Source organism: Pseudoalteromonas sp. J2K-J031 (assembly GCF_058197095.2).
Genome location: NZ_CM200279.1, coordinates 1,035,914 through 1,061,465, shown reverse-complemented (window position 1 = coordinate 1,061,465; position 25,552 = coordinate 1,035,914). Strand labels below are relative to the sequence as shown.

General features: G+C 41.1%; 20 protein-coding genes. 3 read left to right on the top strand and 17 right to left on the bottom strand.

The features are described from left to right. Window positions 1–46 precede the first annotated feature (46 nt). Complete coding sequence (locus AC3KZC_RS04825) at window positions 47–499, bottom strand: Hsp20 family protein (protein WP_490579879.1); 453 nt, start codon at window positions 497–499, stop codon at window positions 47–49. Window positions 500–947: 448 nt separating this feature from the next. On the opposite strand from AC3KZC_RS04825, the gene AC3KZC_RS04820 reads away from it, so the two are divergent. Next, window positions 948–2,135 carry a DUF3095 domain-containing protein gene (locus AC3KZC_RS04820; protein WP_490579880.1) on the top strand — a complete coding sequence of 396 codons (1,188 nt, stop codon included), beginning with the start codon at window positions 948–950 and terminating at the stop codon, window positions 2,133–2,135. Window positions 2,136–2,252: 117 nt separating this feature from the next. Here the strand turns inward: AC3KZC_RS04820 and AC3KZC_RS04815 are convergent, their stop codons facing one another. Both AC3KZC_RS04815 and AC3KZC_RS04810 read right to left on the bottom strand, forming a co-directional pair. Continuing rightward, window positions 2,253–3,773 (bottom strand): ISNCY family transposase, encoded by a 1,521-nt coding sequence (locus AC3KZC_RS04815; protein WP_518525912.1) that lies wholly within the window; start codon window positions 3,771–3,773, stop codon window positions 2,253–2,255. Window positions 3,774–4,148: 375 nt separating this feature from the next. Continuing rightward, a complete protein-coding gene (locus tag AC3KZC_RS04810; protein WP_490580147.1) occupies window positions 4,149–6,185 on the bottom strand; it encodes a PAS domain-containing sensor histidine kinase in 2,037 nt (678 codons plus the stop codon). Window positions 6,186–6,461: 276 nt separating this feature from the next. Between AC3KZC_RS04810 and AC3KZC_RS04805 the strand changes: the two genes are divergently transcribed. Further along, window positions 6,462–7,358 carry a gluconeogenesis factor YvcK family protein gene (locus AC3KZC_RS04805; RefSeq protein ID WP_490580148.1) on the top strand — a complete coding sequence of 299 codons (897 nt, stop codon included), beginning with the start codon at window positions 6,462–6,464 and terminating at the stop codon, window positions 7,356–7,358. Window positions 7,359–7,364: 6 nt separating this feature from the next. Here the strand turns inward: AC3KZC_RS04805 and AC3KZC_RS04800 are convergent, their stop codons facing one another. Further along, window positions 7,365–7,694 (bottom strand): Hpt domain-containing protein, encoded by a 330-nt coding sequence (locus tag AC3KZC_RS04800; RefSeq protein ID WP_490580149.1) that lies wholly within the window; start codon window positions 7,692–7,694, stop codon window positions 7,365–7,367. 31 nt (window positions 7,695–7,725) lie between these two features. On the opposite strand from AC3KZC_RS04800, the gene AC3KZC_RS04795 reads away from it, so the two are divergent. Then, entirely contained in the window at window positions 7,726–8,742 is a 1,017-nt protein-coding gene (locus AC3KZC_RS04795; protein WP_490580150.1) for a glycosyltransferase family 4 protein, read from the top strand. A 150-nt stretch (window positions 8,743–8,892) separates the two neighbouring features. Here the strand turns inward: AC3KZC_RS04795 and AC3KZC_RS04790 are convergent, their stop codons facing one another. The 13 genes from AC3KZC_RS04790 to AC3KZC_RS04730 form a co-directional block, all read right to left on the bottom strand. Then, a complete protein-coding gene (locus AC3KZC_RS04790; protein WP_490580151.1) occupies window positions 8,893–10,296 on the bottom strand; it encodes a sigma-54-dependent transcriptional regulator in 1,404 nt (467 codons plus the stop codon). A gap of 43 nt (window positions 10,297–10,339) precedes the next feature. Further along, window positions 10,340–11,827 (bottom strand): SpoIIE family protein phosphatase, encoded by a 1,488-nt coding sequence (locus AC3KZC_RS04785; protein ID WP_490580152.1) that lies wholly within the window; start codon window positions 11,825–11,827, stop codon window positions 10,340–10,342. Between the two features lie 9 nt (window positions 11,828–11,836). Beyond that, a complete protein-coding gene (locus AC3KZC_RS04780; protein WP_490580153.1) occupies window positions 11,837–12,544 on the bottom strand; it encodes a tyrosine-protein kinase family protein in 708 nt (235 codons plus the stop codon). Next, window positions 12,541–14,766 (bottom strand): SLBB domain-containing protein, encoded by a 2,226-nt coding sequence (locus AC3KZC_RS04775; protein WP_490580154.1) that lies wholly within the window; start codon window positions 14,764–14,766, stop codon window positions 12,541–12,543. The genes AC3KZC_RS04780 and AC3KZC_RS04775 overlap by 4 nt, the downstream gene beginning before the upstream one ends. A 3-nt stretch (window positions 14,767–14,769) precedes the next feature. Next, window positions 14,770–15,645 (bottom strand): OmpA family protein, encoded by an 876-nt coding sequence (locus tag AC3KZC_RS04770; protein WP_490580155.1) that lies wholly within the window; start codon window positions 15,643–15,645, stop codon window positions 14,770–14,772. A gap of 21 nt (window positions 15,646–15,666) precedes the next feature. Continuing rightward, window positions 15,667–15,993 (bottom strand): STAS domain-containing protein, encoded by a 327-nt coding sequence (locus tag AC3KZC_RS04765; RefSeq protein WP_305976069.1) that lies wholly within the window; start codon window positions 15,991–15,993, stop codon window positions 15,667–15,669. A gap of 159 nt (window positions 15,994–16,152) precedes the next feature. After that, window positions 16,153–18,009: a sugar transferase gene (locus AC3KZC_RS04760; protein WP_490580156.1), complete on the bottom strand. Its 1,857-nt coding sequence runs from the start codon at window positions 18,007–18,009 to the stop codon at window positions 16,153–16,155. Window positions 18,010–18,017: 8 nt separating this feature from the next. Next, a complete protein-coding gene (locus AC3KZC_RS04755) occupies window positions 18,018–19,079 on the bottom strand; it encodes a glycosyltransferase (RefSeq protein WP_490580157.1) in 1,062 nt (353 codons plus the stop codon). Further along, window positions 19,072–20,574, bottom strand: a complete 1,503-nt coding sequence (locus tag AC3KZC_RS04750; protein ID WP_490580158.1) for a GNVR domain-containing protein — start codon at window positions 20,572–20,574, stop codon at window positions 19,072–19,074. Before AC3KZC_RS04750 ends, AC3KZC_RS04755 begins: the two co-directional genes overlap by 8 nt. Window positions 20,575–20,804: 230 nt before the next feature. After that, complete coding sequence (locus AC3KZC_RS04745) at window positions 20,805–21,272, bottom strand: hypothetical protein (RefSeq protein WP_490580159.1); 468 nt, start codon at window positions 21,270–21,272, stop codon at window positions 20,805–20,807. Between the two features lie 11 nt (window positions 21,273–21,283). Beyond that, complete coding sequence (locus AC3KZC_RS04740; protein ID WP_490580160.1) at window positions 21,284–23,350, bottom strand: LruC domain-containing protein; 2,067 nt, start codon at window positions 23,348–23,350, stop codon at window positions 21,284–21,286. A 143-nt stretch (window positions 23,351–23,493) separates the two neighbouring features. Further along, window positions 23,494–24,204: an acyltransferase gene (locus tag AC3KZC_RS04735; RefSeq protein WP_490580161.1), complete on the bottom strand. Its 711-nt coding sequence runs from the start codon at window positions 24,202–24,204 to the stop codon at window positions 23,494–23,496. Window positions 24,205–24,213: 9 nt separating this feature from the next. Beyond that, window positions 24,214–25,539 carry an O-antigen ligase family protein gene (locus AC3KZC_RS04730; protein WP_490580176.1) on the bottom strand — a complete coding sequence of 442 codons (1,326 nt, stop codon included), beginning with the start codon at window positions 25,537–25,539 and terminating at the stop codon, window positions 24,214–24,216. Window positions 25,540–25,552 lie beyond the last annotated feature (13 nt).

The following is a 25,552-nucleotide window of genomic DNA, read 5'->3' as shown; positions in this document are numbered from 1 at the left end:
TGTTATTAACAAGCGCTTGGATCCGTGGGAAGGGAGAAATTGAAAATTAATTTAAACTTTCGAGCAATTTATTTACGCCAATTTCAATTTTACGCGGCTTTAATGCTTCGGGAATTTCTCTTTCTAAATTAATGTAAAGCAGACCATTTTCTAAATTTGCCGACATTACTTTAACATGGTCACCGAGTTGGAACTTACGTTCAAAATTGCGCTCAGCTAAACCTTGGTGAATAAAACGACGCTCAACTTTGTCTGCGTCTTTATCCGCTTTTACACCCGAGACTTTAAGAGTGTTTTGCTCAGTTTCAATACTCAACTCACTTTCGACAAAGCCAGCGACAGCCATAGTAATTAAATACTTATCTTCAGCTAGCAATTCGATATTGTAAGGAGGAAAGCTGGGTTGCTTATCGGTACTAGCGGCTGCATCCATTAACGATGCTAAATGATCAAAACCGATGAAAGAACGATAAAGTGGTGATAAATCTACTGTACGCATAATGATATCCTCATATAAAGCGATATTAAATTGTGCCATTCACGATGAACTGGCAATTACAATAACCATAAAAGGTCCGATTTAAGTAAGGGCCCATCAGGCACCCTCTGATAACTTAATAAGGTCAGCCAACTCGAATTCAAGAGTAAAAAATAAATTTTTTAACTTTTTTACGGTTATGATTAGATAATTAACCTGAGCTTTGGTTAAGAGATTTACTAACATATTGATATTGAATTGGTAAATGTTTTTTCAAGTCTGTAGCCGGAAACGTTTAAGGATAACAAGGCGAATTTACGCGTCAATAGCTGGCCTATTGTAAGTAAATTCAACGCCGTTAGCGTTGAAAGTAGCCGCTGGAGATAAATTTATTATCCAGAGCTCAGGTTAATTAACATTTAAATAACGAAATGCTTTGGCATAAAATAATGCCGCTATTAGGAAAAAAATGACCCTGCAACCCAATTTTTACCAGCAATTAAAAAGCTTTAAATTGTTTGATGAATTTACCGATAGCCAGCATTACCATCCCTTGCCTGATGAGTGGTTTGTGGTGGTGGCCGATGTTGAAAACTCAACTCAAGCAATCAAACAAGGGCGCTATAAAGAAGTCAATGCACTTGGTGTTATGACCATAGTCGCGTTAATCAATACCCTGAAGGAATTTGATATCCCGTACGTGTTTGGCGGAGATGGATCGACAGCATGCATTCCAAAACATCACTATGAAGAGACTTGCCAAGCGCTTGCTGCTTGCCAAGTATTAGCAAAAGAGCAGTTTAAATTAGCATTACGGATTGGACTCGTTTCTATCACTGAAATTCGGGCGAACCAATGTGATGTCTGGGTTGCCAAATATCAGCCCCACCCAGATTTTAAACAAGCCATGTTTAAAGGCGCAGGCTTGGCTTTTGCCGAACAATGTGTCAAAAACCCTGCAACTGATAATCCCTACTTAATTAAGGCTTTGGCAACCAAAAACAATTCTTTATTTGACGGGTTTGAGTGTCGCTGGAATGAAATACCGAGCCCTCACCAACATAACGTAAGCTTGCTGGTACAAACGTTAAGTACTAATGAGGCTGAAAAAGAGCAGATTTATAAAGAAATTATTAGCCATATCAACAGTATTTATGGCAATTGGCAGCAATATCATCCGCTACAAGAAAATCTTTTATCACTCACTGCATCAGTTAAATTACTGTCTATCGAAAGTAAAATTCGCAACTATCTGCAATCACGTTGGCACATGATGAAATACTTAGCTCGCCTTCAGGTTTTACGAATTGTGGGTATTTGGGTGATGGCGCGTAACGTTCAAACAACTCAAACAAATTGGGGGGCTTATAAACAGAATTTAGTACTCAACAGCGACTTTCAAAAGTTTGATGAAGTCCTACGAATGGTTATTTCAGGTACTAAGGAGCAATATCAACAATTGCGTATTTTATTGGAGTCTTATCACCAACAAGGAAAAATTGTTTTTGGTTTGCATATCAGTCAACATAGTTTAATTACGTGTATCGTCACCGATTACAATAAAAACCACACTCATTTTTTAGATGGTTCGAACGGTGGATATGCTCTGGCAGCACTTGAAATGAAAGCACAATTGAAAAAAATCAATGCGCCTTAAGTGTAACAGCCTTAAGTGTACTAGTGTGATTACCAAGGGATTATGTCGGTTTAATTACCGAGCGACTTTGTCGTAAATAGCATATCAGCCAGTGATTAAACTGGCTACAGTTTATGTTTATGCGGTTTCCTGTAGCGCTTGTGATCGTTCAATTCTCAGAGTGGTGGTGTTCAAGTTATTTCTGAGCCACATGCTGCGCACACCGCCCGCACTAATCTCAACACCAAGTGCCTCTGTCAGCTTCATTGCGACTTTCTGTTGGCCAAGGTGCGGATACTCAACTGAGAATTGCACAACGGCATCTTCTATCGCTTTATCTACACAATTTTTATGTCGCAGGTTTGGAGTCTCTTGCCGTTTTAAAGCATCAGGCCCACCTTGCTGAACCAATCTTAGGTGACGGTGAATAGTATCTCGCGATACGCCACTTTGACGTGAGGCTGCACTGACGCTCCCCAGCTTTTCAATTAGTGCTAATACTTCAAGTTTTTTCTGTACAGCCAAGTCTTCTGATGCAAGTTTACTTGGTTCGTTTACCTCTGATATTTTAAGCTGCCGTCCAGCGAAGTGAGCAGTAAACTCTTTCTTGCTCGTTTTTCTAATTTCTATTTTTTGATTGGCAATCGAGTGCTTGAGCGGTGAATCAATCAAGTAAAACTTGTTGTCATAGCTGAAGGTATGGTCATTACGTATTTTACGCTGGTCTTTGATGACGCAGATATCGTCTAGGTTGGTGTGCTTGGACAATGGAGTGAACTCAGAGCATTGTTTCGATTTCACTTGGATTTTAGGTTGCCAATACAGAGGAATAAAGACGTGTTTAAGGTATGCATTGGCCCCTGCAATATCATTGATATTATTTAACCTTAACTCCGGCACAAGGCGGTCTTGGAAGGTATCAAATGCTCGTTCTACACGCCCCTTACCTTGTGGTGAATTAGCAAAGATAATTTCAATACCTAACTCTTCACAGGCGCGTTGCATTTGAGAGAAGTTACAACGCTTTGGGCCGCCGAATATACCCGCCCTGTCAACATAAAGGGTTTTAAATACGCCTTTCATTTCAATGCATTCTCGCATTACCTTCAAGCAACCAGCGGTAGTTTCAGATGGAAAAAACTCGCCATGCACTTCACTGGTAGCATCGTCAATCATGATAATTAAACAGTGCTTTTTATCACCGAACCAACGATGAGGGCTACCATCCATTTGCATCATTAATCCCGGTGCTTCCATCCGCTCCCTGCGTTTTCTAACATTGCTGCGCCTGCGTTTAGCCCGTTTAACATGATGGATATCATGCGCCCAACCGCGCAATGTTTCACGCTTAACAACGATGTTCTCATTGATTGATAACTGCTCAGCTAAATGAAGCAAGTTCAAATCGAAATACTTTTCTTTAATCAAAGCCTGTACGGTTTTCTTAATTGATACCGGAGTTTTGTTTGGCGGGGCTTTACCACGATTACCATGAATGGCAAATTGAATACCGACTTGTTGGTATTGTTTGACGTAGCGTTCAATGGTACGTCGAGACTTGCTAAGTAACTTAGCTGCATTGCCAATTGTTATTCTGCTTTCTATTACTTTAGCAATAATATCAACAGTGAGTTGAGCTTTAGAATCCATCACAATCATCCTCAACATGCCTTTTAGTATTTCAAAAGCAAAACACTAACAGACACATAAAAAGTGACCGACAAATTCCCTTGGTAATTAGCGAGTACGACAGAATCGCTTGGTAATTAAGATACGACAAAGTTGCTTGGTGTTAACAGCCTTAAGTGTACTAGCTCAAACTTGATCTGACAGTTACCCATTTTTATAACAGTGACTGTCAGTTTAGATTTGAGCTAATACGGTAATAACGATTAACGTTAATCGGGCTGGCAGCAACCTCGCTTTAAAAGCCATTTAATTCTCCCTTCAAAAAATAAACTTAAAAAGACCTTCCTATCTCAACAAATAGCACCTCAACAAGCTTAGCTTAACAACACATAATCAAACTCTTTTTTAACTCGATTTTTTGTGTCCATATAGACTTATTTTTTCAGCTAACACACTACTATCAACAGGTTTAGTCATTACATCGTTCATGCCCGAATCTAAACAGTGCTGCTTATCGGCTAAGCTTGCATTGGCTGTCAGTGCAATAATCGGCAACTCTTGCGCGCTGAACAAGGTTCTTATTTTTTCTGTAGCTTCAAGCCCATCCATAACTGGCATCATCATATCCATGAGCAATAAGTCAAAACTTTGCTTGGTAACCATATCAAACGCCTTTAAGCCATTTTCAGCTAAGGTTACTTGGTGGTTTCGTTTTTCAAGTAAGGCTTTAATCACAAGTTGATTAGGAATATTGTCTTCGGCTACCAAGATACTCAGTGGCTGCTGCACATTGTGTATTTGCTTATCAGTAGCAAGCACTTGAGGTTCAGCAATTCGTAGCGGTATATAAAAATTAAATTCGGTAAACTGACCTAATTGACTGCGACAATGAATATCCCCCCCCATCATCAATAATACTTGTTTGGCGATACTTAACCCAAGCCCAACACCTTGTTGCGCCCTTTTGATTGATGAGTTCGCTTGGCTAAAAGGCTCAAACAGTCGACTAATATCATAGGCACTGATCCCAATACCGCTATCTTTAATACAAAAACACAATTGCGACTCTTTAACGACTACATCAAGGCTCACCACTCCCTGAGGGGTAAACTTAAATGCATTGCCCAATACATTAAATAAAACTTGCGCAAGTCGCGTTGAATCACCCTCGATGAGTTTTGGCACCTCTGCAGCCACTCGCAATTCAAAGGCAAGCCCTTGTTTCACTGCAAGTGTTTCAAATTGCTTGGCGATATTATTAATCAGCTTTTGCAAATTAACGGTTTTATTTTCAAGCTCAATAGTGCCTGATTCAATTTTTGCAAAATCAAGCGTGTCTGAAATGACGCTGTGCAATATTTGTGCACTACTACGAATATAATCCAAATATTCATATTGCTGTGGATTAACGCCTGAATCTTCAAGTAATTCAAGCATGCCTAAAATGGCATTCATCGGCGTGCGAATTTCATGAGACAGTACCGCTAAAAAACGCGATTTCGCCTCACTGGCTTGTTCGGCTTTTTCTTTAGCCGACTTAAAATCAAACTCACGCTGTTTGGCAAAAGTAATGTCCTTTCCAATACCAAAATATCCGGTAAATTCGCCAGCCGAATCAAATTTAGCCTCACCACTGAGCGACACCCAAAAATAGCTTCCATCAGGCGATTTTACTTCATATTCAAAATCATGAATGGCTTGGCGCTGATTAATTAAATGTAAAAAAAGCCCCCATTTTTTTAGTTGTGATGCTTCGCTCTCACTGCGAAGTTCTATCGGAGTTTTAGATAAAAAATGATTGTATTTTAAACACTTAACTGCATTATCTTCGTTCGATAAATAGGTATAACTTAATGTATCGTCGGTTTCCCAAAACCAATCGGATGCTAATTGGGCAAAAGATCTAAATCGCTGCTCACTGCTTTTTAATGCAAATGTACGCTCAGCCACTTGCTCGTTGAGCTGCTTTTGCTGCTGCACTTGTAAAAATAAACTTTTAAACACGGGTTCAAGGGTCATCAGGTTTGCCACATGTAACGGCGTTACTTCGATGTCAGATTCAAGTATAAAAACAACCACCCCCTTATAACTGGCAAAGCTAAGGCCACACAGTAATACTTGCTGACATTTCGCCAATAGATTGGCAGGAAGAGCACTAAATTCAAGGCTGGTGTAAAGCTTGTCAGCCTTAATCACACGCTCAGTAATTGCTTTGTTAAAAAGTAAACCTTGCGGCCAAATAACGCCTTCAAACTGTGAGTCGCTCGAGACTAAAGTTACCATCTTAGAGGCTGAGGTTTGTGCTAAAAACAACATGCTGTTGAACTTAAAAATTGTACTTAATTCAAGTTGAAGATTCACTAACGCACTGTTTGGTGACGAAGCTGAACACAAGGTATCCACTAAATTTAATACAAATTGTGCTGTTACCTGCTGTGGCATACCCATCCCTTATTGCTGCTAAATGCATTGCAAATTGCAAATAAAATGTTCGTTTTAACATGTGAAAAGTAAAAAATGAGTTCAAAAAGCAGATAACCACTTTTTACTTACGCTTTAAATTTAGCTAACTAATCCTTTAAAAACAATTTTTTAACCAAAACCAACCAGCATTAATTGAGCGCTTTATGCATTAAAACCATACATTGGCTCAATGCTTGAAAGTAATTAATAAAGCACTATTGCGATGCGCAATAAATATAAATGCAGGGGATCATCATGAAAGTAGTCTGTATCGGTGGAGGGCATGGGTTAGCGCAAATGTTACAAGCATTAAAACCCATAGATGCACAAATTACTGCCATTGTGGCCACAACTGATAATGGTGGCAGCACAGGTAAAATTCGATCCAATTACAACTGCGTAGCATTTGGTGATATTCGTCGTTGCATTTTGGCTTTGGCACCAGAAAACGATTTACTTAAAATGTTGGCAGAACAACGATTTGAAAACGAAGGTCAACTGCAAGGTCATTGTTTAGGTAATTTAATGCTGCTCGGCCTCAACCAAATGTGTCACAACCCTGTAGATGCAATTACGTGGATGTGCCATTTATTCGGCGTTCAACAAACCATTTTGCCTATGTGCACCCAAGCCGCTGATTTAACAGCGACGCTTGAATCTGGAAAAAAAGTGTTTGGTGAATGCAATATTGATGCGCTTACCGAATTACCACTTATGGTAGCACTTTCGGATCATGTGACAGCTCCAAGTGCGGCTATTACCGCCATTTTGCAAGCCGATTATATTTTTATTGGTCCTGGTAGCGCCCTTACAAGTGTCTTACCACCATTATTAGTGCCACAAATTCAACAAGCGCTGCAAAATACACTGGCTTGTCGAATTTTCATTGAAAATATCAGCCCAGAAAACAGCGTTGCCGCATTGCAAACCAAAGATTCAAATGAGCAATGGCTTAGCCAATTAATTGGATTTAAATTCAATGACTTAACCCTCACCATTGATGCACTGAACTCCTTAGATACTCGCCTAAGTGGAGGGCAAAACAGCCAAACACATTTACATGATTTAGCGCAGCTTAATCATGTACTACAGCAGTTTTTAGACCCCAAACTGGGCCTAACCAATCAAAACCAAAGCACTACATTACATTAAAAACAATTAAAGAGGGGTATACACCATGGCGGCAATAAAGGTTTGCTCAGCAATATCAGGCAGTTGGTGCAACAGACGCTCAAGTTCAACCGTATTATCTCCTTTTGCAGCGCGCTCTATGTCTTCACACAGCAAACCAAGTGTCATTGCGCCGTATGTTTTTGCGCTGCTTTTTAAACTGTGGCTAAACAAAATAATATCAGGGTCGTTCATTGGCAGTGTGCACAGTTGGTTGATCGTTTTTTTGCTTTCTTCAATAAATACTCGCATCAACTGTCTGGCTAATTCCTCACCAACATCCTGTTGTAATTGCAACACAATTGCTGTCTCTAACATAGTTAATTCCTTCTTTTGATGGAGCATTTATATGCACGCTAAAATTATATTATTAGTTGATTCTAGCTTATTTGGTGGCATTGAGTCGCATTTAGTCCAGCTTGCTCAACTGCTTAAAACCAATGATACCGCGGTTGAAATTGTCTTTTATCAACAGCACAATAATGTGCAGTTTTATAATTTACTCAATAAAAACCAACTGAACTACCGTATTTTATCCGGTCGCTTTACTGGGCTTTACCGCTTTTTAAAGCAGCAAAAAAATATTATTTTACATACCCATGGTTACAAAGCAGGCATTTTGGGACGCCTTGTTGCCTTATGGTTAAATTTACCAGTCGTTTCAACCTTTCATGCCGGTGAGATGGGCAATGGCCGAGTTAAATATTACAACTTACTCGATAGGTTACTAAGCTGCTTATCCATTAATTTTGCGGTATCAGAGCAAATTGCGAAAAAAATCAACCAAGCTCAGGTATTACATAACTTTATTACCCCAAAAAACTTAGTCATGAAGCCCTTAGGGACCCCGATAAAAATTGGTTTTGTCGGCCGATTATCATATGAAAAAGGCCCTGATATTTTCGCCAAACTCGCTGACAGTTGCAAAGATAATGCTCAATTTGAGTTTCATCTTTATGGTGATGGCCCAATGAAACAGACTCTCAAACCAACCTGTAATTTAGTGATCCATGGTCAACAAAATGCAGCCGATATTTGGCCATTCTTAGATGTATTAGTGGTGAGTTCTCGTGAAGAAGGCATGCCGATGATTATTTTAGAAGCTATGAATCATGGCGTAGCAATCGTCAGCCATCGTGTAGGCGCTATAGGCAGTATTTTAACAGATAACCTCAATGCCCAACTGACTGACGAATTTGGCGAAAACGCTTTGAAGCAGGCGCTATTACGTTGGGAAAATTGCTCAAGTGACGATAAAATTGAACAACTAAATGTCGCCAATCAACTTTTAGAACAAGAATATTCAGGCAAAAAGCAATACCGACAGCTGCATCAGGTTTATCAACAGCTTAGCACTAATTTGTAGTGGTCAATCTTAATCAGCAAACAGCAATTCACCACTGAGGCTAATGGACATTTTCATTTTAAGTTTGCGTATACTTACTTTTCTTAAAGCAATTATTAACTTGGTGTTACGATGTGAAATGAGCGAGATTAATCGCTCTGATTTGAGTGTTTATTGCATCTCTTGCCATTGTTTCATTTTTCGATAAATGGTTGAAGGGCTTACTTCGAGCATAGCTGCAGCTCGGGGAATATTATCGTTTGTAATCGCAATTGCTTGTTCAATATAGCGTTTTTCAGCAAGCCACAGCGGCTCGATTTCACCGCTAAAATGATAGCCTTCTTGCTTTGCTGCAGGCGCTTCAGCGCTAAGATTTTGGCTTGGTAGCTCTGGGACAAATGTACTCTGTAATTGATTTAATTGCGGTAGCATGTCAACTTCAACCCAAGGGTTATTGTTAAGAACAACCGTATTACGGACCACATTTTCAAGTTGGCGTACATTGCCCGGCCAATCATAGCTGGCCAAATATTGCTCGGTGGTTTTAGCCATACCTTGATAGGGTTTATGCTCTTCTTTACTAATTTTTTTAAACAAAAAATCAGCAATTTCAATTACATCGTTGCCACGCTCTTTTAAAGGGGGGAGTAATATCGGGATCACATGCAAGCGATAAAATAAGTCTTCACGAAAGCGCCCTTCATTGACTTCAATTAACGGGTCGCGGTTAGTCGCGCAAACAAAACGCACATCGACTTTTTCGAGTTTTTCACTGCCAACTTTTTGAAACGTGCCCGTTTGAATAAAACGCAACAATTTACTTTGCAAATTAAGGTCCATTTCACAAATTTCATCTAAAAATAATGTCCCGCCCTGTGCCTGCCCCGCGGCACCTTCACGATTGTTGGTTGCTCCAGTAAATGCGCCTTTTACATGGCCAAAAATTTCGCTTTCTATTAAATCTTTAGGAATGGCGGCACAATTTAGGGCAATAAATGGAGCTTTGCTACGAGGGCTGCATTGATGCACAGCACCAGCACAAAGTTCTTTACCGGTGCCACTTTCACCCGTAATAAACACAGTCGCTTTACTCACTGCGGCGCTATTAATAATTTGATATACCGACTGCATTATTTTTGAACTACCAATCAGCTGGCAAAAACGACCATGACTATATTGGTTTTGATAGCTCGATACTTTTTCGGATAATACTTTAATTTTAAGGGCATTGTTTACTGTCACGCGAAAGCGTTCGGCGTCGATGGGTTTTTCTAAAAAATCCGTTGCCCCCAAGCGAATTGCTTGTACTGCAAGCTCTTTACTACCATGACCTGTTAATACCACCACTTGCGGGCGATTTTCAACATGTTCAAGCGAAGCAAGAATATCCATGCCATTCATATCGGGTAACATAATATCGAGTAAAATCAATTCGGGCGTATGCTCAGATAAAAAATCAAGGGCTGCTTGCCCTGTATTGGCAATCACACTTTTTATGCCAGTTGGAACCAAATAAGACTGGTAAATCAAGGCTAAAGACTCTGTATCTTCAACTATTAGCACTTTGGCGGTCATAATTTGCTCCTGTTGTTATTTTTATAAATCCTCTTTAGCTTGTTTAATTAAGCACCACAAGTGATGAATCGTCAATTTCCAAATGCAAATTTGAAAAACTCTTTTGCCACAAGGTGTTAATAAATTCATCGCCATCGAGTGATGCAGAGATCTGTGACAGTAACTTAAATACCTGCTGATCAGATGTTTGCTCACAATGAACATTTTCAAACCAGCCATCTGAAAATAACAATAAGCAATGGCCATCTTTTAAATAGGTTGTTGTCGCTTGGTAATCATGCTGCAAACTAAGGCCAAGTAAGGGCTGGCTGTGGCTCCATGAGTGTACCTTTCGAGCTCGGTCAAGCTCAATTGGCAGCGGATGCCCAGCAGAAATCCATTCAATTGAGCGCCCTGTAATGCGCAAAACCAGTAAGGTCGCTAAACTGCCTGCTAAAATGTGCTCATCAAATACCGCTTTTGAGAGTGTATTGGTAAATAAATTGATGTCATGGGGCATAAACGCTAAAAAACCTTGAATAAACCCTTTTAATGCATACGTTTCTTGTTTTGCACTGGCACCGTGCCCCATTACATCGGCAAAAATAACAAAAGTACTGTCACCAGAATGCTTGCTCAAAATGAAATCGCCACCATTGCCCGTTACTACACCACCAAAAGCACTCATTTTAAGGTCATCGTTTAATACTTTTTGTGGGCTTTGTTCAAACCCTGTGTTTATTTGTGTATTATTTAAGCCTGCGCTTCGCCGCACTTTACGCTTAAGCACCCTATCACAAACCAATTGCAACTGAGTTTTACTCACTGGTTTACATAAATAATCGTCGATATAAGATTGATTTGCATGATAAATAGTATCAGGTTGATGATCACTACTAATTAAAATAATAGGTAACGCTTGGCATTGCTTAAATTGCCTGATTTTAGCGATGACCTCGATGGCGGTTGTACCTGGAAAATTAAAATCTGTAATTAATAAATCGCAACTATTGGACTTTAAATGATCGAGTGCAGCGTTGGGTTCACTAAAACACTCAATGTCATACACATCTGATAAATAAGCAGCAAGTAGCGGTAATAACGTCATATCATCATCTAAAATCACTACTTTTTTGTGGGATTTTTCTTTTTTAACCAAGAAACTAAAGTGATTTTTACCTTGCTCGGCAACATAGCTAAAATCAGGAAAACTATGGCGAATAAGTGCAAGCCCCATTCCCCCTTCTAATAACTCTCCCGATTGCACTTGCCAATTGGGAGCCTGCTCAACAAGTTTGTGAAAATAAGGAGTCGGATCAATGAGCAAAATACGAATCTGTTCGCCTTCATCGCTCAATACTAAGGTTACTGCTTCATCTTCACCTGCACTGTGGCGCAGCAGATTCGTTAAATATTCAGTCAGTACTAACCCTGCATCGTCAATTTGACCTTCATTAACATCCAATTGCGTTAGAATATGCAGCAACGACTGGCGTATTTCGCTAATGGCAGGCCACATCAAACTAAAACGCTGTTGAAATAAAATAGCCATAAATGACCCCTACGGGCAGCGGAACAAAAACGCACGTTTTTGCACTTGAGTGCTTAAGTAGCGTTGCAACTTAGGAAAATTATGCAGTTTTTCGTTAAAAAAAGTTAATAACTGTGGCCCTAAAGGAGGCAAGTACTGCTGCTGGATCACAAACCTGCATTCAGTTAGCCCTGCTTTTTGTAACGTTGCGTGGGTATTTGAAACATCTTCTTCAGTATTTTTACCTAAAGCAACACAGACCAAGGTTAAATCAGTACACTTGGCTAAAATGTGTAAAGGTAAATTAGCCCGATTTACCCGCAGCGCAGGCGACATGTCCATTAAGATATAATCATATTCTTGACGCAGCCTAAGCATGGCTTCTTCAATAATGGCTGAGTTACGAATATCTTGACTGTTATTGAGCCCCTGCACCGTAAGCAAACTACAATTGGGTAGCGTGATGACATTCGTTTGGCAGCTAATGTCGTCAAAACACCAAGGTTCAACCTGCTCATCACACCCTAAATCGGCTAATTTGATCGGCTGGCACTGGTTTAAGTCAATCACTAACACATTATGATTGGCTGCCACCAAGCGCTCTGCAAGCGAAAAAGTTAACGACGTGGTGCCTTCTTGCCCATTGGCTGAAATTAAAGTAATACAGCGGGCATTTTCACTTTGCAGCTGCTTATAGAGCTCTTCAACCTCTTGATAATGCTTAGGTATAATTTTCATAATCCCACCACCAATGCCACAATTGTTAAGATATCAAGGAACGAGTTTTTCGCAATTTTTGCAATGTCTTCTTTTTCGCTTGGGATATAAACAGTATCCCCAGCACGAAGCACCGGAATATTGGCTGAGTTTGGTTTTTTTACAAATTTCTCTAAATCAAAGCGTCTAGCTTGCTCTTGGCAACATGAATGATTAATAACAATAATTTTATCAATCAGCGCGTTGTTTGAAGGGCCACCAGCTTCTGCCAAAATATCCAGTAAGGTCATTGAATCGTCAAATGTATAACGGCCTGGTTTTTCAATGGCACCCATTATGCGTACGACTTGCTCTTTAGGTTTACTCAACCAATCTTTTGCTTTTTCAGGAATATAAATGGTGTCGCCAGGCATTACTTTTGGAAATAAGGTTTCATCACCGGTCTCAAAATAAAGCGCTAAATCGATTTTAGAGACACGTGCTTGGTTATCGTTACGGTGTGTAATGCGAATATTGCGTAAATCGGCTTTATCGGTTGGGCCATCAGCGGCCGATAAAATATCAATAAAGTGTAATTGCTCAGTGAAGGCATAACGACCAGGCGCACCGACTTGACCTAAAATGTAAATTGAATTTTTACTTTCTTGGCGTACCCATTGCGATTTGTTGTCTTTGGGATCATTAGGTAACTCTTCAATAATTAAAGTGTCACCGGCCAAAATTTCAGGTAAAGCATAACTACCGTCGGTTGAGTTAGCATATTTTTCTAAACTAAAATGTGATGTGACTTTGCCTTTACGCATAATTTTAATGTCGTTGATGTTGGCACCTTTTGTTGGCCCACCAGCATGAGCAAATAAATCCGTAAAATCCATTTCAGGGCTCCACTCATAACGACCAGGTGAATGCACCGCCCCCATAATTTTAACCGCTCTGTTTGGTGATACTTTTAGCCAGCTTTTTTCATTTATGTCTGTTTTTTCTGGCACAAAAATAACATCGCCTGGATTAATGTTTGGCACTGTGACCTTGGTTAAGCCTTCGCTATAACCTTGTAAGTCAAACAATTTACTTTGCCCAGCTTCAGTTAAAATTTTAATTTGACGTGTTTCAGCAAAACGAGTTGGACCACCTGCATTGGCTAAAATATCTAAAAAGCTCACTTCTTTTGGCGCTTCATAAGCACCTGGTTTTTGTACTTCACCCATAATGTAGACTGTACGATTGGTGGTATTTACATCATCAACCATGATTGGCACATAAATCGTTGTGCCTGCCCCAATCTCTGGCAGCAATGCGGTATCACCTGAATCGAGGTATTGTTTAAGATCAAATTGAATTGGGTTTCCTTTAATAATAACGCGGATTTTATTCACATCGGCATAACGAGTCACACCGCCTGCGCGCATCAAAGCTTCAATTAATGTCATGCCTTCTTTGTATGAAAAACTACCCGGGTGATGTAATTCACCAAACAAGGTAATGGCTTCATTACTGCTAGCATCACCAGCAGCGCTTAGAGTCTGAGCATCAAAATCTATTTGGACATTCCCAATTAGCGGTGATACTGGCACAAAAATAGTGTCGCCACTTTTTAAGCTCGGTAAAATCGTGCTATCGCCGCTATCAAGGTAGGCTTTGTAGTTAAATTCGGTGTGCGTTGTCCCGCGGCGAATTTGCATTTTATCAAGCTGAGCCCCCGCTTTAAGGCCACCCGCTTTGCTTATCACCATTTGCACATTACCTGTTTCTGGCACGCTTACTTGGCTTGGCTCATTGACATAACCAAGTACATTGATCAGCAAATCACGCGAGCGTACTTCAATGTAGAATCCGGTCAAGGCACGATAAACGCCCGCTAAACGCAGCTTTAATTCAACTTGCGCCCGTGAAGGTAATTTACCCGCTAATTTTATTTTGCCGATTTCTGGAATATTAATTTCGCCTTTATCATCAACCTCAAACAAGGTTTCAAACTGCGCTTCACCGGGCACATAAATAAAGAGCTTATTCCCAACTTCAATTACGCGCTCTTGGGCATCATATTCCGGGTTGTATGCACTATCGAGTGCCACTTCTGGCGCAAATACTTGCTCAGCATTGATGAGTGAAACGATAGGTGCTGTGTCACTTGAAAGGGGTTGCGGTGTTACTGGATCAACCGTGTTTTCGTTAGCGCCATACACACTCAACACCACACTCGTATAAAGAAATAAGCCACTGAATAATGAAACTATTTTCATATATTACTCCTTAGTGAAATCAAGTTTTCCTGTCCAATTACTCAGCGCCATTTTGGCAGCTGCAGGCAAGGCTATTGATGTTGAGTCCTCTGTTCCTGAGGCTAAAATATACGCATTCACTCGGCGATCTGAATGCTGCGTTACATCACTCGCTGGCATATCGACATCACCTTGATACGGAGCAAGTGCGCCTTGGGTTAACGTCGTCAGTTGCGTTTGTGCGACGCCATACAACATCAACCAATGCTTCACTTGCTCTGCGCGGGCAAATGCAAGTTCAAAGTTGCTGCTTTGTTCACCTTTTGCATCTGCATGGCCCACCAATAAAATGCGTACTGAACTGTGTAACTTAATTAACTCTGCAGCTTGCGCTAAACGCGTCATGTATTTAGGGGTTACTTGGGCGTTATTAAATGCAAATTGATTATCACTATTGAGTAAATCTTCAATTTTGCGATTTAAATCTTTAAAGTCAGTCTGGGGTTGTTTGGCGCTAGCACATTGGGTTTGAGCAGTCACATAACGAAAATGACGCTCTAACTGTGCTAACTGGTGATACCAGACAGTTAAGTCAGCTTGGGCTTGTGGCAGCATATTTGCTGTGATTTCACGTTGAATACGATTTTGCATTAAAGTCGCTTGATAAAGCTGACCTGGCATACAATCTTTAAGACCTTGTGAAACCAAAAGCTGTAATTTAAGTGCTAAATGGTCATATTCAGTTTCAACCATATTACCTGGCTGGCTATACCATGCCTCATCGGTTTTAACGCCTTGTGGGGTGTAGGCTTCAGCCCAACCACCTTGGCCTTCATCAGGCCATGTGGTGCAACCAAAGGTAAAGGTTGAGAGTGTGACAATTGCAAGCCAACGTTTCATAGTGCCGCCTCCTAAAATTGCTTAAGCGCTTTGTAATTGTTCGATAAACCCAATCGTTCTATCAACACGCAACAGCTTCATTAACTTATTAGGTTGCCCATTAACTTGTAAAAGTTCGAGTGATTTGCCTTGTTTGTGCAAACGTTTGTATAGAAAAACCATAGCACCAATGCCTGATGAATCAATAAATTCGGTTTGAGAAAAGTCTAGTACAAACAATGAATGATTGAGCAGAACCAATTCATCAAATTGTTCACGGTAGTGATCAACCGCAAGGCCTGAAAAATCATGCGGTAATGTGACAATAAGTGTTTGGCTTTGCACTTGAGTTGGTAGTTTATGAGACATGATGAACACCTTTTGGATTAACGAGTTACAGTTAATATTCCAAGAACAGTGCCATATTATTTTAGCTTTTAAATACAGTGAGTTAAAAATTAAAGCAGTCGTTTAATTGCAAATTGCAATGATGATTTAAATCATTCATTGCAATTTGCATTGCATCCTCTATTGGCCTTTTCCAAGCACCACGATACGAATTGTTTTTAAAATAATCATCCATTCCATGCTCAACCATTGCTTAGGTGAACTCAGCGCTAATGCATATGCGTAATCCCAGCCAATTTTAGATCTCACATCTTCTATATTTTCATCGTAGCCATTCATCACCTGAGCAAGCCCTGAAATTCCCGGCTTAATGCCATAAGTACGCAAGCTAAAATATGGGATGTTATCTTCTAATTTAGAATAAAAAACGGGACGTTCTGGGCGCGGCCCAATAAGCGACATTTCGCCTTTAAGTACATTAATAAATTGTGGCAACTCATCAATGCGTGTTTTGCGTAAAAAACGCCCCACTCGGGTAATGCGAGGGTCACCTTTACTTGCCCACACAGCACCTGATTGTTGCTCAGCATCTGTAAACATACTGCGAAACTTATACACCTGAAATAGCTCAACAAAGTCATCATCGGCTTGGCCGACTCGCAATTGCTGATAAAAAACAGGGCCTTTAGAATCAAGTTTTATGGCCACCATTGCAGCAATCATAATGGGGCTGGCCAACACTAAGCCAATCGTGGCACCAACAATATCCATCACTCTCTTTAAACGAATCACATTAAAAGCACTGTGGTTAGTCGTATTGCTTTGAACGGTCGTGCTTTGGTTGCCACTGCTTTTGGTAGTACTGCTATTGGTTTGTTCAACTCTACGCCACGGCATATTAAATCCTCCAGTACAATATTTGGCTATGCCCATACATCCCGCAGCATAACTTGCTAATACATAATTAATTTGATCAAAAGGAGCGCACGGTTCCTCGATGGCAAACCACTTTTTCATGACACCAATACTCACACTGGCAAACAAAATAAATAAACACGCTTGAGCAAAAAAATGATTTTCTAAAATAGCGGCCGCCATTAAAGTCACCACACCACACATCACAACTAAAGGCATCAATCCACGTAGTACTTTGTGTGACACAAAGTTAAACAATAACCAAGGGTTAGCTGATTTAGTTAAATGCTTAAGGAGGTAAATTTGCTGAAAATTCCCAGCAGCAATTCGAACTCGGCGTGCAAAATCAACCCCTTCTTGATCACGTTCCATTTCAATAATATTGAGGTGGGCGTCAATCACAGCATGATGACCCTCGCACAAAGCCTGCATCGCTAAAATAAAATCATCGTTAATCGCGCGACTAGAAAGCGGCTTAACATGAGCGCTTCGAATTGCACACATGGCGCCTGGCACACCAACAACAGCGCCATAATTTGATTCAGCTAATTTAAGTTTGTTTTGATACTGCCAGTACTTTTCTTGGCTTAACGATGAGTCATAAAATTGATAAATACCCGATACCACTGCGATTTTTTCATCAGCAAAATGGTGGGCAATACGAGTCAGTGCATCGATGCTCATTAAGGCGCTAACATCGGTAAAAACCAGTACATCGTATTGATCTTTATGGGTGTTAATTAAGTGATTAAGCGCGGCTACTTTACCTTTGTTGTTGGTAAACTCATGAATTTCTGCACAAATATGCTGCTGATGCAGCTGGCTTATCGCCTGCTCGGCACGCAGTTTAGTCTCATCGGTGCAGCCATCAAGTACAATTTGAATTTCATACTTTTCAACGGGATATTCCATTGCTGATAAGTTAAATAATTTTTGTGCAATAAAGGCTTCTTCATTGTGGGCGCAAATCATAATACCAATCCGTGGACAATACGCATTGTCAGCCGAGGAAGACATGGGCGGTTTGCGTTTTGCAAAAAATCCAAGCAGCTGAGGGTAAATAAAATGATGGTAAATAAAAACCACAGCTAAAAAAATCAGCACACTTAACATTAAATTCATCACACACCTCACACACATAACGTTTGGTAAATTGCATCGTAACGTTTCGCCATTAAACTTGAGCAAACCAACCCCAAGTTATTGCCACGTATATTGTTTTCTTTGAGCGAAAATGCCTGTAATAGAGCAGGAGCAAGTTGCTCAATATCATCTTTGTCTAACACGATGCCCGCATCAGGGTTAACCACTTCTTTCACCCCACCGACATCACTAGCGACAACAGGACGGTTGCACGCCATAGCTTCTAGTAATGCAAGAGGCAGGCCTTCTCGTTCAGAAAACAAACAAAAAACATCAATCGCAGAATAAAACACCTGCATTTTACTAATACGACCTAGCCAATGAATGCGGTGTGCTACTCCAAGTGTTTGTGCCAAAGCCATTAAATCGGCTTTAAGGCCTCCGTCACCGGCAAACACTAAATGAATATCATTCGGTAACACATGCAGCTGGCTGATCATCGCCTGATGACCTTTACCCGACTCAACCCGAGCCCCGCAACCAATCAAGCGCACATTTTGGGGTAATGACAACTGATAACGAGCAAACTTCTGATTCATAGGGCTAAAATACACACTATCAATGCCATTAATTACAACATCATTGGCTTGATGATGAACTTTTTGCGCCACTTCTTGTGCTACAGCTTGTGCATCTGCGACCACATTTACATTCGTAAACTTACAAATAGCCCATGTAATTAAACGCATCCGCCATTGCTGTAAATACCATGCATCGTGCACGGTGGTTACATGCTTCACATGCGGACGCTGAACGATGGCAAGCGCGGCATATAACATGGGCCCAATGTGATGGCTGTGAATAATTCGAATATCGTGCTTATCAATATATTCAACTAATTGGGTGATCACTTTTGGCTGGATCCCCGCTTGTTTATTTAACGAATATAAGTTTGGTAGCGTCGCAAGTTCAGGCCATGCTTGTGACGATTCTTCCAATGCAACCACGTGAGTGGTTGCGTTATGAATGCTTTTACGGCGTAACTCAAACACCATTTTTTCTAACCCACCGACTTTAAAATGTTGCACAAGTTGCATTACATTAATCATGATGACCTCGACTTAGCTGACTGGCAGCTGGATTTTCAATAGGTGATGACGGTACATAAGTACTTTGCTCAATGACTGGCAATACAACCAATACTTTACCGCCGGTGATCTGTTCGATGCTGGCCACATCTTTAACACTGCTATCGAGTAATGCACTGACAAAAATCACTGCAATCCCCGCCACCAACCCCAAGATAATGCCAATCACGATAATTAAACCGAATGGTGTATTAACAACTTGGGTTGGGCTGTAAGCCCGCTCGATGGTTTTGATTTTATCTGGGCCTTCATAACGCACTAATTTGCCTGTTACTTTGGCCATTTCATAACGGCTGAGCATTTCTTTATAAAGCAATTGCTTTACATCGTAATCACGTTCTAATTTTCTTAATTCTTTTTCAATATCATTGGTTTGTAGCAAGCGAGATGAGATGGTATTTAACTGTGAAGTCACCATATCGAACTCTTGTTGTTGCTGTTCAACGTTGTTTTTCGCTTCTTGTAATGCCACCAATTGTGACACGAGTAAATTCCCTTCAGCGCCTTGGCCTGGTAATGTGTTAGCCATTTGCCACAGCTTGTTCATGTCGTTAACATCAAGCTCTTTATGCTGCGCTAACAGCTCATTTTGGCGCGTTCTTAAATTCTCAAGCTCTCTGAATTTGGCTTGAATATGGCTGTGTTTGTCGGTGTAACGAGTGCGAAGCAACGCAATATCTGACTCAAGATGCACTATTTTGTCTTCCAAAATACCGACCACTGGATTGGTTTTGCTTAGCTTTTTCACTAAGGCATCTAAGCGGCCCTGCGCGCCACTGAGCAGCACTCGTTTTTCACGCAATTGATGCTCAAGTCCATCAAGGGCATTACGATTGGCGCTAAATAATTGTGGTAAGGTCTCGCTGTTGCGATTTTTAAATTGTGCGAGTAAATCTTCAGACAACTCCAATTCAGCCCTTAATACTTCAAGTTGCTGCAAGAAAAACTGCTCTGAGGTATCAAGTGATGTCTTAGTTGGAGCAAGTAAGCTTTCGATAAATTTTTCAACTACTTGCTCAAGTACTGGCTGCATTTGCTCACGCACAGGCCAAGTAAATGAAATTTTAACCAGCTCATCACCAACCAAAGACAACGATAAACCTTGCGACAAACGACGCTGCATCTCATCCACTTCAATCTCACTGGCATCTTGTGCTACTAGCCCAGTGGTTTTAGCGACTTCAGTTAATACTTTACGTCCAATAATCAAGGTTTTAAGGGCATCCATTCTGCCTTTTAATTCAAATGAAAAAGACAAGTCATCTAAAAATGGATTAAGCAATGAAGACTCTTCAATTAAAATAGTGGCATTGTTGATATATTGTTTTTGCGTCAGCAAACTCGAAACAATCACAAGGCTTGGCACAATAAGCAAAGGTAAGATCATCAAACGGATCTTCGAAAAGAGTGCGTAAAGTGCTAAATAAATCAGACGTTTTATTTGCTCACGAACCATGCTTGTCACCTTTTGCAATTTGCAATGCAAACTGCGTTATTAATCAAAATTCCTTGCAAAATGCGTTAAATTCACGCTTTTCACTGGGCTTATAACTGATATCGCAATTTGGTTGCCAACTTTACCCATAAGCCACAAAAAACGCCCAAAACGGCAAAATAAATAATCGAGATAACAAAAAAGGAGCCTAAGCTCCTAATTGGGAAATGCGTCATATTTTGTTACCGCAACTAACGAATTTCAAAGCGCTGAACCGAGGCATTGGCTTGGTACTGCCACTGATAGCGAGTAGGCTCGGTAGCACCATCAAACTGCCAAATATCGGCATGCAAAACCCCTCCTTGGTGGCTCAGCTCTAACGTGTGCATAAGCTGGCCCTGCACTAAAGCGCCTCGATAAACACAATTGCTGTAATCTATCTTGCCAGTATGCGGCTCTTCGCGGCATACATTTAAATAAGCCCGCTCGCTGTACTGATCAATTGCCACATCAAGGGTGAGGTTTAGATGTGTTGAAAAGTTAAACTCTGGTTTTGCTGCTAAATCACCCGTTTTTGTAATGATAGGATCAGCCACTTTTACCGGTGTCGCCACCACAGAGGTATCTGCAGCCCCGCCCCCTCCACCACACGCGCTCAGTAGTAATAACGAGCTCAAAAGTGCACAGGTATTCATTTTAAATAAGTTACTGTATTTCATCGTTATCACTCCTATTGGTTGGTTATCGTATTGCCAGTATTCGCCGTCATAAACCACATCGGTTGATCTATACCATTAGAAAGCGTGTATGCTTCAAAGCCAGGATAAGCTTGTAATAAATCGACATATTCTCTTGGATGATCCCAACGCTGCCCAAGCTCCAATGCCCAAGGTAAGCCACTGGTGGTTTGATAAAAATACCCGCTGCTTGGTTGTGAGTTATCATCACCTTGGCCAAACAAGCTGGTATCAAATGCTTCGGTGGGCGCTTGATTTTTAAGATGAACTTCCCACGAGCGTGCATTACTGGTATTAACAAAAGGCCCATGATTTTGACCATTGACGGCAAAAATAAATGGGTCGAGTACGCCCGTAGGTGCACGAGTGCTGTCAATTGGAGCATTGAGCGGGATCTTAACTTGAAAATTAACCACTGGTACGGAACCACAACCACTTTCGGTGCGATAGAACCGACAACTATTATTCGGCACCCAATTTTTCGTATCAGCCATAATTTGGATGATAGCTTCGCTACGATTAGCTTCAAGTGGGCTCTTTGCCAATACTTTGCTACCAATTTGATGATGAATAAGCGCTTCGTTTATGTCACTCGGTGCCACGCCTTTTAAGCGCACAGCAAATCCATTATGGTAACTTGCGCCAAGTGCCACTAATTGGCCTTCAATCACATAACGGACCACTTGTCCTGCGCGACGGTCGATAATGGTACGGTAATTAACCACCACATCATTAAAGTCATAGTCGCCTTTTTCTGGCCATAAATCTTCGTACGCCAAACTGACCCAACTATTGGCACTAGGGTAATAACTGCGAGTGATCCCTGAATCAATTAAGTTAATAGGGTAATCTTCCACTTCTCCGTCACTCACGCCACCCCATGCACTAATTACAGCGCCACGAGTAATACGAAACCGCGCCCAGCTTTGCCCTTCAACCACTGTATCTGGTACGCTGATTTTAATGGCATTTGCACCAGCTTGTAGTGCTTCAGACGTGATGAGCTGTTCATTGTTATCAAACACACCGTTTTGGTCCCAATCAAACCATGCATTGAGATAACCCGCCTGAGACGCAGTGACAATCAATAATGCATCAAAGCCACTTTCAAGTGCCGTCACAAACTGCACCCCGTCATCAGAATCATCGGTCACTTTTTCAATCGCTTCACCATTGACACCGGCACCTAAAAATAACCCTTGCGGATTAATTTGATGACGCGCTCCGTTATCAGCCAAGCTGGTACGGTAACTGGCAGGCGCATCACCAAAATCTAGGCTGGTATCGTCTTCGTCAATAATAGGTGCCGTTGCACAGCGCGCGCCATCGTTATTATTCGATGAAGGGCCAAATGCAAAAAACTCTGCCACAGGGTTCGCCGCCATCACATTAATACGAAAAATATACCCGTCAGTATTTCGGCTAATATAAAAATTACCATTCACATCAAAATAAACTGCGCCAAACGTGCCTCGCTCTCCCACATTACCCAAAGATGATGCTTGGCCAGTACTGGCATTAATTTGATATAAATTTCCATTACTGTCGACTGAGTAAGCGGCATCGGTGGTTGGGTGAAATGCTAAATCAAAAATATTGAGATTAAGTAACCCGCCATCAATTACCTTTGTTGCTTGTAGGTAATCACTTTGACTGGCATCAAGCGGAACGCGGTATAAACCATAACCATTGCCTTTACGATAGGCATAATAATCATTAGTTAAAACAGAGACATCACCGACAAAAAAATCAGAATCAGGCAAGCCTACCGTCGCTAAATTTTGCATTTGAAAGTCTTTGCCGATACGAATTAAGCTGCGGTTTTCATAACCCCAACCATATAAATAACGGTCATGAACACTAAACCCAAAACCATTTATTTTATTGTTAGTGCCCATGTTGCTTGCCAGTATATCAGCGCTGCCTGACGCTAAATTAACGCCATAAAGAACAGCCACATTTTGTTGCACTAAAAACGCTTTTGATGGGCAGCTATCGAAGGGGTCAGCGCACACCCACCCAGAAAATATAACAAAAGCCCCTGTAAGAATCCGCTTCATAATGGTAACCCTCTTAATAATGTTACCAATCACACAGCAAGATACTCACCAAAAAATTTAAATAAATAAAATCAAACACTTAAAAATTTAAAATTCGTTTTTTTGCATTTTGAAAAGAGATTAATTGCAAAATGCACCGTAATTTACTCATCTTGCGCTAACTGTTTAACCACTTTAGCTGGATTTCCAGCAGCAATCGCAAAGGCGGGGACATCTTTTGTCACAACCGAACCCGCGCCAACAATCGCACCTTGGCCAATGGTGACACCGGCAAGCACCGTCACCCCAGTCCCAAGCCACGCACCTTGTTTGATCACAATATCACCGACTTGAGAGTCTAGATCAGCCAAGCCAAGGGCTCGATCTACATTATCGAGCGGATGGCCTGGATAACCAGCTAAAAATACACGCCCAGCTAAGCGCACATCATTTTCAAGCACGATTTTACCGCCGACAGCAAAGGTATTTTGCCAGCCCACATCCACATTATTACCAATGATTAATTGCGGCGTATCTTTGCTCGCTGCTCGACCGCTAAACGTCGTCACGCCTGACATGCGCACGTTATCACCTAACGTGATGTGTAACGGGCCTAAAATAAGTGGCAAACCCGAATACAAATACAGGTTTTTTTTACTGCCTTTAGCTTGGCTTTTTAAAATCGGCGTAAAATACAGCACTCGGCTAATGTTATGCCAAAGCCAAAGTATCGTTTTATGCAAGGTGTAAAGTAATGCATGAAAACCCGGCAACTCAGGAAACTGTGGGTTGAGTAGATATTTTGCCAACGTGCGACAAAGCGCAGCAAAGCCACTGTCATTGGTTTTAACCCATTGCTTTAATTGAATTAGCATAATGCTCCCCTATTGCTCTATCAGCTGTTCGTTAGCCATTTTTTCAAGCGCCAAACTTAACGATAGTAAAATATAAATCGGCCATGTAAATGCTTGCGTTAAAAACGTACCTGCAACAACAAACCCTAATAACCCAGCCCGTAATGCGTTGGCATTGAGCGCTAAATTATTACTTTGTAAACGCAGGCTAATTAAGTAACTTCGCCGCAATGATTTAATAATGATAGCCATCATCAAGAAATAAAGCGCCAACCCGACAAAACCAGTTTCACCGAGCACCTGAAACCATGTACTGTGCACCGCATGGTTTTTGCCATCCCAATGGGGGCTGTAAAAATAATAATTTGAAATAAAATTATTGACCCCGACCCCAGTTAACGGGTTTGAAGTCGCCATATTAATGGCTGCCTGCCAAGCATAAATCCGCCCCATCGCCGATGCATCAACCCCCTCTTCAGCGGCACCACCGCTTTGGCGATCGCTAATTCCAGCAACCGCCAACAATACCAACATCGCCGCACCACCAATCGCCATCACGACCACAGGATTTTTCACTTTTTGATATATAAAATAGCCAAGCACCGCACAGATGCCGAGTAACCCACCCCGACTTTGAGTCGCAATAATGCCAGCAATGACAGTACACAAGCCAAGCAAAGCAAAAAAACGTTTCCACTTACTGTTCGCACTTGAAAACACCTCGGCAGCTAAAAAGGACACCGGAAACATCAGCACTAACGACAAGTCATTCGGATCGCCAATTTGCGAACGTAACTCTCGTGAAATTGTCACCCGAGTGCCTTCAACTAACCCAATGCCATTAGCTTTGTTATATAACGCAACACACGCCACTAAAGTGCCAGATATCATGATACCAAAGCGCACCCAATTAAAAGCAGACACCGTTTTTAACCACCAGCTGATCACAAACACCATCAGAAATACTTTCACCATGATGTCGCTCCAATACATCATGGCCAGGGGGCGATCTTTGGCTGCAAACACCGACACAGTTAACCAAAAAAACAAAATACAAAAAACAAGGTGTCCGGTGTGCCAATGCGGTTTTAATTTACGAGAGATAAATAAATGCCAAACAATGCCCGCCAATGACGCCAATGCCAAAAGCTTAGGAATTTTTAACGGCATTAAGATGGGAAATGCTTCATGTAAGCGAAAGTAACTAAATAAAATAAACAAAATAATAAAAAAGGTACTTATTTGCACCGCCATCACCGCGCCAAAGGGCAGCAATACAATGGCAAACGCAGCAACAAAACCAAATTGCTCATACAGTACAATAATTAACAGACTAAATAGCCCGGTTAACCACATTGACTTTTTGAGC